General features: G+C 72.5%; 12 protein-coding genes. 9 read left to right on the forward strand and 3 right to left on the reverse strand.

Features of this window, described 5'->3' with window-relative positions; all coding sequences use genetic code 11:
• Positions 1 to 14: 14 nt before the first annotated feature.
• The 4 genes from BJ999_RS12810 to pgsA all read left to right on the forward strand — a co-directional run bounded on the left by BJ999_RS12810 (position 15) and on the right by pgsA (position 5,683).
• Positions 15 to 2,660 carry a DNA translocase FtsK gene (locus BJ999_RS12810; RefSeq protein ID WP_179833499.1) on the forward strand — a complete coding sequence of 882 codons (2,646 nt, stop codon included), beginning with the start codon at positions 15 to 17 and terminating at the stop codon, positions 2,658 to 2,660.
• Positions 2,661 to 2,803: 143 nt separating this feature from the next.
• Positions 2,804 to 3,553 (forward strand): helix-turn-helix domain-containing protein, encoded by a 750-nt coding sequence (locus BJ999_RS12815; protein WP_179833500.1) that lies wholly within the window; start codon positions 2,804 to 2,806, stop codon positions 3,551 to 3,553.
• 112 nt (positions 3,554 to 3,665) lie between these two features.
• Complete coding sequence (gene rimO, locus BJ999_RS12820; protein WP_179833501.1) at positions 3,666 to 5,093, forward strand: 30S ribosomal protein S12 methylthiotransferase RimO; 1,428 nt, start codon at positions 3,666 to 3,668, stop codon at positions 5,091 to 5,093.
• Positions 5,090 to 5,683, forward strand: a complete 594-nt coding sequence (gene pgsA / locus BJ999_RS12825) for a CDP-diacylglycerol--glycerol-3-phosphate 3-phosphatidyltransferase (protein ID WP_179833502.1) — start codon at positions 5,090 to 5,092, stop codon at positions 5,681 to 5,683. Before rimO ends, pgsA begins: the two co-directional genes overlap by 4 nt.
• A 21-nt stretch (positions 5,684 to 5,704) precedes the next feature.
• Here pgsA and BJ999_RS12830 read toward each other — a convergent pair whose 3' ends face one another.
• Positions 5,705 to 6,490, reverse strand: a complete 786-nt coding sequence (locus BJ999_RS12830) for an MOSC domain-containing protein (protein WP_179833503.1) — start codon at positions 6,488 to 6,490, stop codon at positions 5,705 to 5,707.
• Positions 6,491 to 6,577: 87 nt separating this feature from the next.
• Here BJ999_RS12830 and BJ999_RS12835 point away from each other — a divergent pair, with 87 nt between their 5' ends.
• The 5 genes from BJ999_RS12835 to BJ999_RS12855 all read left to right on the forward strand — a co-directional run bounded on the left by BJ999_RS12835 (position 6,578) and on the right by BJ999_RS12855 (position 10,507).
• The gene (locus BJ999_RS12835) at positions 6,578 to 7,090 is read left to right on the forward strand and encodes a DUF1990 family protein (protein WP_179833504.1); all 513 of its coding nucleotides are present in this window, start codon (positions 6,578 to 6,580) and stop codon (positions 7,088 to 7,090) included.
• A gap of 456 nt (positions 7,091 to 7,546) precedes the next feature.
• Entirely contained in the window at positions 7,547 to 8,842 is a 1,296-nt protein-coding gene (locus tag BJ999_RS12840) for a CinA family nicotinamide mononucleotide deamidase-related protein (RefSeq protein ID WP_179833505.1), read from the forward strand.
• 111 nt (positions 8,843 to 8,953) lie between these two features.
• Entirely contained in the window at positions 8,954 to 9,307 is a 354-nt protein-coding gene (locus BJ999_RS12845) for a helix-turn-helix domain-containing protein (protein WP_089313015.1), read from the forward strand.
• A gap of 129 nt (positions 9,308 to 9,436) precedes the next feature.
• On the forward strand, positions 9,437 to 9,904 hold the full coding sequence (locus BJ999_RS12850) for a Dps family protein (protein WP_179833506.1): 468 nt from the start codon (positions 9,437 to 9,439) through the stop codon (positions 9,902 to 9,904).
• A 102-nt stretch (positions 9,905 to 10,006) separates the two neighbouring features.
• Complete coding sequence (locus BJ999_RS12855; RefSeq protein ID WP_179833507.1) at positions 10,007 to 10,507, forward strand: hypothetical protein; 501 nt, start codon at positions 10,007 to 10,009, stop codon at positions 10,505 to 10,507.
• On the opposite strand, the gene BJ999_RS12860 is transcribed toward BJ999_RS12855, so the two are convergent.
• Positions 10,508 to 11,386, reverse strand: a complete 879-nt coding sequence (locus tag BJ999_RS12860) for a LysR family transcriptional regulator (RefSeq protein ID WP_179833508.1) — start codon at positions 11,384 to 11,386, stop codon at positions 10,508 to 10,510.
• Between the two features lie 129 nt (positions 11,387 to 11,515).
• The gene (locus tag BJ999_RS12865; protein WP_179833509.1) at positions 11,516 to 12,307 is read right to left on the reverse strand and encodes an Fpg/Nei family DNA glycosylase; all 792 of its coding nucleotides are present in this window, start codon (positions 12,305 to 12,307) and stop codon (positions 11,516 to 11,518) included.

A 12,307-nucleotide genomic window follows, 5' to 3' on the forward strand; every position in this document is an offset into this window, starting at 1 on the left:
TTACTCTCATAAGCATGGCCACACGTGCGTCTGGAGGCGCGAAAGCCTCCTCGCGTGCGGGGGGCACGGCGACTCGCAAGCCCGCAGGTCCGGCCCCCCGGAAGCGACCCAGCGGCAACTCCAAGGGCGGCCGCGGCTCGGGCCGCGGGCGCCCCCCGCAGAAGCCCGACCCGATCCCCCAGGCGGTCCTCGGGTTCTTCAAGCTCCTGTTGAAGCTGTACCTGCTGGCGGCGGTCGCGGTCGGGTCGGTGTTCCGCGCCTACGGGAACGGGGCCCGCAACCTCGACCCCGAGCACCGCCGCGACGGGCTGGGGCTGGCGCTGCTCGGCTCGTCCATCGTGCTGGCCTCCGTCACCTGGTTCCGGCCCGACGGCGTCGTCACCATCGCGCTGGAGAAGGTCGTGCGCGGCGGCCTCGGGATCATGGCGATGGTCCTGCCGGTCCTGCTGGCGCTGCTGGCGTGGCGGACGCTGCGCCACCCCGAGCACCACGAGGACACCGGCCGCGTCGTGATCGGCATCACCGCGCTCGCCGTGGGCGTCCTCGGCATCCTGCACATCGCCGCCGGCGTCCCGTCCCCCGCCAAGGACATGGACGGCGTCCGCGAGTCCGGCGGCGTGGTCGGCTGGCTCGTGTCGGCCCCGCTGGACGCGGCGCTGAGCGGGTGGGTGGCCGTCCCGCTGCTGCTGCTCCTGTCCGGGTTCGGGCTGCTGGTCGTCACCGCGACGCCGATCGCGAAGGTGCCCGAGCGGGTCACCGACCTGTGGGCGATGGCCACGCTGCAGAGCCGCCCCGAACGCCCGTCCGCGGGCGAGACCGAGGGCGAGGCCGCCCCGAAGAAGCGCCGCCGCAAGAACAAGACCGAGGACGGCGGCGAACTGGAGGTCGGCGAGCACTCCAAGCCGTACGACACGCCGCTGCTGGAGGACGAGCCGAAGAAGGCCGGCCGGCCCCGCCGCGACCTCGCCGACGAGCTGTTCGAGCCCGACCCGTTCGGCGCGCAGGTCCCGCCCCCTGCCCCGCCCGCCGACGGTGAGCCGATGGACGAGCACGTCGCCGGCGAGTCCATGGCCGCCGATCCGATGGCCGCCGACGCGGTGGCCGGGCCCGCGACCGAGGCCGAGCACCCCGAGGTGCGCGACCCGACGCCGGCGCCGCGCCGGACCGAGCAACTGCCGCTGTCGTCGTCGGGCGAGATCTACGTGCTGCCCGACCCGACGGCGCTGCGGCCCGGCAGCGTGTCCAAGCCGCGCACGAAGGCCAACGACACGGTGGTGAACGCGCTCACCGGCGTGCTGGAGCAGTTCGACATCGACGCGCAGGTCACCGGGTTCACCCGGGGCCCGACGATCACCCGGTACGAGATCGAGCTCGGCCCGGCGGTCAAGGTCGAGAAGGTCACCGCGCTGACCAAGAACATCGCCTACGCGGTGAAGAGCGCCGACGTGCGCATCATCTCCCCGATCCCCGGCAAGTCCGCGATCGGCGTCGAGATCCCCAACACCGACAAGGACATCGTCAGCCTCGGCGACGTGCTGCGCTCGCCCGCCGCGACCAACGAGCACCACCCGATGATCGTCGGGCTCGGCAAGGACGTCGAGGGGCGCACGGTCGTGGCGAACCTGGCGAAGATGCCGCACATCCTCATCGCGGGCGCCACCGGGGCCGGCAAGTCGACCTGCATCAACGGGCTCATCACCTCGATCCTGATGCGCGCCACGCCCGACGAGGTGCGGATGATCCTCGTCGACCCCAAGCGGGTCGAGCTGACGATGTACCAGGGCATCCCGCACCTCATCACACCGATCATCACCAATCCGAAGAAGGCCGCCGAGGCCCTCGAATGGGTCGTCGGCGAGATGGACCGCCGCTACGACGACCTGGCCGCGTCCGGGTACCGGCACATCGACGACTTCAACAAGGCGGTGAAGGCGGGCAAGATGACCCCGCCGCCCGGCAGCGAGCGCGTCTACACCCCGTACCCGTACATGCTCGTCATCGTGGACGAGCTGGCCGACCTGATGATGGTCGCGCCGCGCGACGTGGAGGACTCGGTCGTCCGCATCACCCAGCTCGCCCGCGCCGCCGGGATCCACCTCGTCCTGGCGACGCAGCGCCCGTCGGTGGACGTCGTCACCGGGCTCATCAAGGCCAACGTGCCGTCCCGGCTGGCGTTCGCGACCTCGTCGCTGTCCGACAGCCGCGTCATCCTCGACCAGCCGGGTGCGGAGAAGCTCGTCGGGCAGGGTGACGCGCTGTTCCTGCCGATGGGCGCGAGCAAGCCCATGCGCCTCCAGAACGCCTACGTCTCCGAGAAGGAGATCCACAGCGTCGTCGACCACTGCAAGGGGCAGATGGAGGCGAGCTACCGGGAGGACGTCGCCGCGGCCGGCGCGCCGAAGAAGGAGATCGACGAGGAGATCGGCGACGACATGGACCTGCTCGTCCAGGCGATCGAGCTGGTCGTGTCCACCCAGTTCGGGTCGACGTCGATGCTGCAGCGCAAGCTGCGCGTCGGGTTCGCCAAGGCCGGCCGGCTGATGGACCTGATGGAGAGCCGCGACATCGTCGGGCCCAGCGAGGGCTCCAAGGCGCGGGACGTGCTGGCCAAGCCGGACGATCTCCCCGGGGTGCTCGCGGAACTGCGCGGCGGCGGCTGAGCGCGGTGCCGGGGCATTGCGGAATGATGCGAAATCTTGCCCTGTTTCGAACGTGTTGGCAGTCGCCGAACGGGCAAGCCCGTTCCTAGACTGATCTCACAGTCGTGCGAGATCGGCCACGAGCTCCTCAGAGGAGGCCCGGCGTGAGCATCGGTGAGACCTTGGCGGAGGAGCGTCAGCGGGCCGGTCTCTCGATGACACAGGTGAGCCTCCAGACGCGGATACGTGAGACCGTCATCCGCGGCATGGAGGCCGACGACTTCTCCGCGTGCGGAGGCAACTTCTACGCCCGTGGCCACATCCGCAGCATCTCGCGCGTGATCGGCATCGATCCGGAACCGCTCGTCGCCGAGTTCGACGCCGCGCACGGCGGTGCCCCGCAGCCGGTCTCGGCGGTGTCGGCGTTCGAGCCGGAGCAGCCGGTCGCGTTCCGCGAGCGCCGGTCGCCGAACTGGAGCGCCGCGATGGCGCTCGCCCTCGCGCTCGTGGTCATCTACGGGGTCGTCCAGGTGGTCGGGCACGGCGGCGGCGAGCGGCGCACCGCGCGGCAGGTCGCCGGGACGCCCGCGCCGTCCAGCCCGTCCGCCGCGCCGTCCGCGCCCAAGAGCAGCGCCCCGGTCGCGGAGGCGCCGCGCACCAAGGTCGAGGTGCGGGTCGAGGCGAAGCGGACGACGTGGCTGAACGTCCAGGGCGACAAGGGCAGGTCGCTGTTCAGCGGGATGATCCGCGAGGGCGACCAGAAGAGCTTCAGCGCCACGAAGAAGGTCCGGCTGGTGATCGGCGTCGGCGGCAGCGTCAACCTGACCGTCAACGGCAAGGACCTGGGCTCGCCCGGCAAGGGCAAGGGCGTCCAGCGGCTGACCTTCGACCGCAGCGACCCCGAGCCGGCCTGACCCGGGGGCCTCGCCAGGGGCCGGCGCGATCCGTCGCCCCACGGGACGTTTCCCGCGAGGATGCCGCGGGCCGATGGTCGGTATCCGAGCGGAGGCCCATTACCTTAGGGGCATGTCCACTCGCCGCAAGGTCTCACTCATCACGCTCGGCTGCGCCCGCAACGAGGTCGATTCCGAGGAGCTCGCCGCGCGCATCGAGGACGCGGGCTGGGACCTGGCGGACGGTGCGGACGGCGCCGACGTGGTGGTCGTCAACACCTGCGGGTTCATCGAGGCCGCCAAGAAGGACTCCATCGACACGCTGCTGGCCGCGCACGACTCCGGCGCCAAGGTCGTCGCCGCCGGGTGCATGGCCGAGCGGTACGGCAGCGAGCTGGCCGAGGCGCTCCCCGAGGCCGACGCGGTGATCGGCTTCGACGACTACACCGCGATCGGCGAGCGTCTCGACGACGTCGTGGCGGGACGCAGGCGCGACGCGCACACCCCGCGCGACCGCCGCACCCTCCTGCCGATCAGCCCGGTCGAGCGGCGGGCGCACGCCTCCCAGGTCGCCGTACCGGGGCACGGCGGGCAGGACGACCTGCCGGCCGGCGTGGCCCCGGCGTCGGGTCCGCGGGTGCTGCGGCGGCGCCTCGGCGGCGGCCCGGTCGCGCCGCTGAAGCTGGCGTCCGGCTGCGACCGGCGCTGCACGTTCTGCGCGATCCCCGCGTTCCGCGGCGCGTACGTGTCGCGCCCGCCGGCGGAGGTGCTGGAGGAGGCGCGCTGGCTCGCCGACCACGGCGTCCGCGAGCTGGTCCTCGTCAGCGAGAACTCCACGTCCTACGGCAAGGACCTCGGCGACCTGCGGGCGCTGGAGAAGCTGCTGCCGGCGCTCGCCGCAGTCGACGGCATCGAGCGGGTGCGGGTCAGCTACCTGCAGCCCGCCGAGACGCGCCCCGGCCTCATCGAGGCGATCTGCGGCACGCCCGGCGTCGCGCCGTACTTCGACATGTCCTTCCAGCACGCGAGCGGCCCGGTGCTGCGCTCGATGCGCCGGTTCGGCGACCGGGAGCGGTTCCTCGGGCTGCTGGACCAGATCCGCGCGCTGGCGCCGGAGGCGGGCGTGCGCTCCAACTTCATCGTCGGGTTCCCCGGCGAGACCGAGGACGACTTCGAGGAGCTGGCGGAGTTCCTGTCGGCCGCCCGGCTCGACGCCGTCGGCGTGTTCGGCTACTCCGACGAGGACGGCACGGAGGCCGCGAACCTGGACGGCAAGCTCGACCCCGCCGACGTCGCCGCCCGCGTCGAGGAGCTGTCCGGCCTCGCCGAGGAGCTGACCGCGCAGCGCGCCGAGGACCGCGTCGGCTCCGTGGTCCGCGTCCTGCTGGAGGACAAGGCGGACCAGGCGGGGGACGGCGGCTTCGAGGGCCGCGCCGAGCACCAGGCGCCCGAGGTGGACGGGACGGTCCTGGTCCGCGGCGAGGGTCTCGCGCTCGGCGACATCGTGGAGGCCCGGGTGGTGGGCAGCGACGGGGTGGACCTCGTCGCCGACGTCTCATGATCGCCGGCACCCCGGAGCCGGTCGCGGGCACCCCGGATCCGCCGCAGGCCGGCCTCTGGAACATCGCCAACGCGCTGACGCTGCTCCGGATCGCGCTGGTGCCCTTCTTCGTCTGGCTGTTCTTCCTGGACGGCACCGGCTGGCGGCTCGCCGCCTTCGCCGTGTTCGCGGTCGCCTCGATCACCGACAAGATCGACGGCGACATCGCCCGGGCGCGCGGCCTCGTCACCGACTTCGGCAAGATCGCCGATCCGATCGCGGACAAGGCCCTCACCGGGGCGGCGCTGATCAGCCTGTCGGTGATGGGCGAGCTGTGGTGGTGGGTGACCGCCGCCATCCTGGTCCGCGAGATCGGCATCACGGTGATGCGGTTCGTCGTGATCCGCCGCGGCGTGATCCCGGCGAGCAAGGGCGGGAAGCTGAAGACGACGCTCCAGGTCTTCGCCATCGGCTTCTACATCCTGCCGGGCCCCCTGGACTACCTGCGCTGGGTCACGATGGCCGCGGCCCTCATCGTCACGGTCGTCACCGGCGTCGACTATGTCGTCCAGGCGTGGCGCATGCGCCGCGCGTCCGAAGGGGACGCCTGAACCCGGCGCCTTTGCGGACCGTCAGGAGGCGGCGAGCTCGTCGCCCACGCGGAGGGCGCCGAGGGCGCGGGGGACGCCGAGCCTGCCGAACATGATCTCGCGGGTGCCGCCGAAGCGCTCGGCGCGGTACCGGGCGAGGGCGCGCAGCGGTTCGGGGGACCGGCGGGCGGTGTCCTGGTCGGTGTTGATGATGACGCAGCGGCCGCACGGCCTGATGAGCTCGATCTCCACCCCGTCGCCGCGCAGCCGCGTGACGGGGTCCTCGCCGTAGGGGCCGAGGCCGTGCAGGACGATGTTGGGGCGGAAGCGCGCCATCGGGAGCCGGGCGTCCATCCGCCGGTTCAGGTCGTCCAGCGACTCGTCCGAGAGCACCGAGACGGGATAGCCGTCGGCGTACGTCAGGGTGCCGCCGCCGAGTGCGGTGGGGCGCGTCCCGGTGAAGCGGACGAGGCGGCAGGCGAGCCCCAGGGTCTCGGAGAACCATCCGGCCGCCTCGTCGCCCTGGTCCATCCCCTGGCACGGGCGGCGGTGCACGGTGACGTCGAGAGCGGGGCCGTCCAGCGCCTCGCACACCAGGGGCGCGGCCGCGAGCGGCGTGTGGACGATGAGCTTCCCACCGTCGTAGTCGGGACGGAGCAGCGCCAGCTCGGGGACCTCCCGCTGCGACAGATGCCTCCCGTCGGGCCGCACGAGCATGAACTCCCGGTCGTGGCGCAGCCCGTCCCGGGTCAGCTCGGCCTGGACGACCGGGACCGCTCCCGCGCTCTTGATCGGGAAGATGTTCAGGCCGGCGACAACGGCGATCATGCGTCGGACGTTACGGACCGGCTCGCCGGGTGACCAGGCGTACGGGCGATACTTGACGCGGATTCGTCAGTTTGGAGGCCGGAGGGCATGACCGCGCAGGACTTCACCTACGCCGAGGTGGGCGCGACGCGCGACGCCGAGCGCCCGGCCGGGTACCGGCACATGCGGCAGCGGACGCTCGTCGGACGGGGGCCCGCGGCCTTCCGGAACGCCGCGGACGCGGTCATGGAGTTCTGGATGCACCGGGCACTGCCGGTCCGGGTGGAGGCGTCGGCGCCGCGCGCCGCGCCCGGAGTGAGCGTCGTGATCGGTCTGGGCGTCGGGGCGCTGCGCCTGAGGGCGCCGTGCCGGATCGTCTGGACGCGCGAGGAGGAGCGCTACGCCGGATGGGCGTACGGGACGCTCCCGGGCCACCCGGAGTCGGGGGAGGAGTCGTTCGTCGTGCACCTGGACGACGAGGGCGACGTATGGCTGACGGTCACGGCGTTCAGCCGTCCGGCGACGGCGGCCGCCAGGCTGGCGGGCCCGCTCGGGAGGATGTTCCAGCGGTCCTATGCCCGCCGCTGCGGCGCCGTGCTGCGCCGCCTGTCGCGGGTTTAGGTGGGCCGCGGGACCACGCCCACCCCGGTCGTGGCCCCGCGGCCCCGCTTTAGGGCGCCCCGCGCTTTTCGATTATCCCTGCCGGCGTCCCCATGCACGAATCGGCGGAATGAGTTTTGACTCACAATGTGACCTGCGCTTCCCGCCATTGTCGTCAACCGGGGCCGGTGACGTGCGGCGACGATGCGCGTTCCGGGTGGTGCCCCGGCCGCGCGCAGCGTCCGGCGCGCTCCGGGCGCGGCGGACATAAACGCGGCCGTCTCTTTTCGCGACGACGGAAAAGCGTTATGCCGGAGGGGCCGGTGTGAAGCGGTTGAGCCGGCGGCGTCCTCATTCGGTCGGTCTTTCCGGTGAACCGGCGGTCCGCCGGGCCCGTCGCGGGCCCGCGCCGGTAGATTCGGGGACGCTCGCGCGAGGGGGACGGATCCCGCGCGGCGGGGACGGGATGGGGACGCGATGCGGGTCGAACTGCTCACCGTCGGGGACGAGCTGCTCCTCGGCGACACGATCAACGGGAACGCCGCGTGGCTGGGCCGGCGCCTCGCCGACCACGGCGTCGAGGTCACCCGCAGCGTGGTCGTCGGCGACGAGCCGGACGTGATCGTCGCGGCGGTGGAGTCCGCGCTCGACCGGGCCGACGCGGTCATCACCACCGGCGGGCTCGGCCCCACCTACGACGACGTGACGCGCGACGCCCTCGCCAAGGCGGCGGGCGTCGACCTCGTCCGCGACCCGGCGCTGGAGCGGCGGCTGCGCGAGCGGGTCGCCCGGGCCGGCCGGGAGCTGCAGCCGATGGCGCTGCGCATGGCGGACGTCCCCGAGGGTGCGCGGCTGCTGGCCAACTCCGCCGGTTCGGCGCCCGGCCTGCGCGTCGAGCTGCCCGGCGGGGTCGCCTACGCGCTGCCGGGCGTCCCGTTCGAGATGCGCACGATCATGGACGAGGTCGTGCTGCCGGAGCTCGCGGAGACCGCCGGGCTGCCCTCCGTCGCGCGCCGCACGCTGCGCACCGCCCGGCTGTGGGAGTCGGTCATCGCGACCCGTCTCGCCGAGGTGGAGGCGATGGACGGGGTGAAGCTCGCCTACCTGCCCGACCCCGCCGAGGTGAAGATCCGCATCACCGTGGCCGGCCGGGACGCCGCGGAACGGCTGGCGGGCGTGGAGTCGCGCGTCCGGGAGCTGCTCGGCCCGTCGGTCTACGGGGTCGAGGACGAATCGCTCGGCCTGGTCGTGCACCGGCTGCTCCTGGACCGGGGCGAGACCGTCGCCACGGCCGAGTCGCTGACCGGCGGGCTCATCGGCGCCGAGCTGACCGCGACGCCCGGGTCGTCCGGAACCTACGCGGGCGGCATGGTGACCTACGCCACCGATCTGAAGCGGAGGCTGCTCGGCGTGCCGGGCGAGCTCCTCGCCGAGCACGGGGCCGTCCACCCGGACGTGGCCGCCGGGATGGCCGCGGGGGCCCGGGACGCGCTCGGGGCGACCTACGGGCTCGCGGTGACGGGCGTCGCCGGCCCCGACCCGCAGGACGGCCGTCCCGTGGGAACGGTCTATATCGGCTTGGCCGGACCTGGAGGCTCGCTCACGGTGGCCGGTCCGAAACTTCCGGTGCCCGGCACGGGGCCGGAGATCCGCGCGGTGATCCGGCGGATGACCGTCGTGCACGCGCTTGAGCTGCTGAGACGTCGGCTGCTGGGACTTGACGTCGCCGACGAGAGCGGGGAGGCTCGGGCAGATCGGGAAGATCGGGGCTGATTACAGCGTTACGTTCCGAGCGAACACGAAATCAACGGTCTGCCACGGCCACCGCCAAGGCGGGTACGGTGGAACCGGCAGATGGTCCGAACTGAGGGAGGGAGCGAGACGATGGTCCTGCTTCGCCAGCTGCTCGGTGACGTACTGCGGCAGCTGCGGCTGCGCCAGGGACGCACCCTCCGTGAGGTGTCCGCGGCCGCGCGGGTGTCACTCGGCTACCTGTCTGAGGTCGAGCGAGGGCAGAAAGAGGCCTCTTCGGAGTTGCTCTCCTCTATCTGCAAGGCCCTGGGCGTCCCGCTGTCGCACGTGCTAAGGGAAGTCGCGGATCAACTTGCCCTCGCCGAGCTGCAGCATGAGCCCGTCATGGCGGGCGCGCCCGAGCACGAGCGCATCTCCGCCGAGAGCATTCCGGAGACCCCGGAGGAGATCACCGGCGAGCTTCGCGCCGACATGGTCGCCGCCTGACCTTTCCGGCGCGTTCATGCCCCGACCCGGGGCCGCGGGTGTGCGCGGCCTCACGGCATGAACTCGGCATTTCGGGGGATCCTCCCGTGTTGTAACGGATAACCGTAACGATGCGGAAGGAGCCTGTTCATGGCGTCGGTCAAGAGCCCTCTCACCGAGGCGGCACTGAAGGCCGCCGGGGACGCTTTGCAGGGCGCTCTCATCGATTTGATCGATCTCGCACTGGTCGCCAAGCAGGCGCACTGGAACCTCACCGGACGCAACTTCAAGGTCGTCCACGAGCACCTCGACGAGATCGTCGCGCTGGCCCGCAGCGGCCAGGACGACGTCGCCGAGCGCGCCGTGGCGATCGGGGCGAACCCGGACGGCCGTGTCCGCACGGTCGCCGACCGCACGACGATCCCGCAGCTGGAGGCCGGCTACCTCGCCGACGACAAGGTCGTCGCCGCGATCACCGACATCCTCGCGCAGATCATCGCGCGGTTCCGGGAGCGCATCGAGGCGACCGACGAGCCGGACCAGGTGACCCAGGACCTGCTCATCGGCATCACCGCCGAACTCGAGAAGCAGCACTGGATGTTCCAGGCGCAGACCTGACCAACGCGACCGCGACACCGAACCCCGGCCCCGCCGCTCGGCGAGGACCGGGGTTTTTCCCGTTCCGCCACGATCCGACCCCCAATCTGCCGATCATGGGGGATGCGCCCTCTCCTGAGAGCCCTGCCGCTCGCCGCCGCCCTGCTGGCGCTGGCCGCCTGCGGTTCCGAAAGCGGTGGCGCGGGCCGTCCCTGCACGCAGATCGGCGCGGCGCCCGGGCTGAGCCTGACCGTGCCCGACGGGTCCCGCGTCGCGTCCGCGACCATGCGGGTGTGCTGGAACGGGACGTGCCATGATCCCCGGATCGAGCTGACCCCGACCTCCAAGACCGTCTCGACCGGCTGCGACGGCGACGGCTCCGACGCCGCCTGCGGCGCCTCGGCGTCCCCCGACGGAGGCGCGGCGGGCTTCGCGCAGGTCGAGGGACTGCCCAAGGCGCCCGTCCAGGTCACGCTCAAGCTGCGCGACTCGGAAGGTCGGACCTACCTCACCCGCCGCCTCGACGTCACGCCGAAGGCCACGTTCCCCAACGGCCCTCACTGCGGCGAAGGCGCCCCGCAGGCGGCGCTGACCGTCGCGAACGGCCAGGTGACCGTGCGCTGATCAGAGATGCGCCAGGACGGTCTCGGCGAACTCGACGGCGAGCGGGGTCAGGGCGTCCCAGCGGCGCGCGGCCCATCCGGCGGTGAGCGGCGGCAGTTCCGGGATCGGGACCAGCCGGATGTCCCCCGGCCCTTCTCCCCACCCCGGCAGAGCGGGCAGGATCGCCTGGCCGAGGTCCAGTTCGGCCAGCAGGAGCGCGGTGTCCCAGTCGGCCACGCTCGTGGTCGACGTGAGGCGCACCCCGTGGCGTTCCAGCTGCATCTCCAGATGGACGCGGGACGTCGAGTGCGCCGGCAGTTCGATGTAGCGGATCGCGGCCAGCTCGCCCAGCGCCACGGACGCCCGCGCGGCCAGCGGATCGTCCACATGCACGGCGAGCACCCACGGCAGCTCGCACGACGCCCGCTGCTCGACGCCCTCCAGCGGCGGCCCGATCGTGACCCACGCGAGATCGGCCGTGTGCGAGCGCACCGCCTCCAGACAGCGGCGGCTCGACCCGGCGGTCTCGAACTGGAGCGCCGCCTCGGGATGCCGGTCCCGGAACTCCGCCACCCCCGCCGCCATGAAATGCCGCACGGTCGTGGCCCCGGTCGCGACCCGGACGGTGCCGCCCACCCCGCGGCGCACGTCATCGAGTTGACGCAGCGCGGCGTCCAGCCCGGCGATCCCCTCCGCCGCCGCCCGCTGAAGGATGCGCCCCGCGCGGGTCGGCACCACGCCGCGCGGCCGCCGCTCCAGCAGCACGAGCCCGGTCTCGCGTTCGAGCCGCTTGACGTGCTGGCTGACGGCCGACTGGCTGCACGACAGATCCCGCGCCACCGCGCTCAGGTTCCCCGCCGCACAGACCGCCACGAACACGCGAAGATCGTCCAAGGTCACAGATCCAAGCTAGACCGAGGAGCTTTCCAACAAAACCCGAGAATTGACTTGGAGTGGCGCCCCGACGCACGATCTTCCCAAGGGCGCAGGATCCGGCGACCCCGACAGGCGGCGACCCGCCCTGAGGTCTCAGGCGTCAGGGCGGGCGACGACCGGCTGGCAGCGCGGGCACCAGAAGGTCGCCCGCTCTCCCTGCTCCGCCCGCTCGATGCGGGTTCCGCACCTCCGGCAGGGCCGTCCGGCGCGCCCGTACACCCAGTGCTCCCGGCCGCGCCCCGGCTCACCGGTCGTGATGTGGCCGTGCCGCTCCTTGTTGGCCTCCAGAAGGCGGTGAGCGAGCCGCACAAGACCCGAAGTGTCGGGAACGTTCCCTACGGCGGTCCACGGGTTCACGCCCCGCAGGAACAGAACCTCGGCCTTGTAGACGTTGCCGATCCCGGCGACCCTCGTCTGGTCGAGCAGCGCCTCGCCGATCGCCCGCTCCGGCTCCTCCGCCAGCCGCGCGACGGATGCGGCCGCCATCTCCGGCCCCCACGCCGGATCGAGAAGATCGGGCCCGAGGTGCCCGACCGCCGAGCCCTCCTCGTCGGTGCGCAGCAACTCGACCACCCCGAGCGAGTACCCGACCGCCTGCCACTCCGCGTTCGCCAGCACGAGCCGCACCCGGTGGTCGCGCGGAGGAGGCCCGGCCCTGCGGACCTGCCAGCGTCCCTCCATCTTCAAGTGGGTGTGGACGGTCAGTCCGCCCTCGATCCGCACGAGGAGATGCTTGCCGCGCGAGACCACGTCCAGGACGGTCCGTCCGCGCAGATCGGCCGTCGCGTACCTCGGCACGCGGAAGTCCGAGCGCGTCAGCACCCGCCCCTTCAGCGCCTCGCGCAGGCGCCGGGCGGTCAGCCAGACGACGTCGCCCTCGGGCAT

It is taken from the genome of Actinomadura citrea (assembly GCF_013409045.1).
GTDB lineage: Bacteria > Actinomycetota > Actinomycetes > Streptosporangiales > Streptosporangiaceae > Spirillospora > Spirillospora citrea.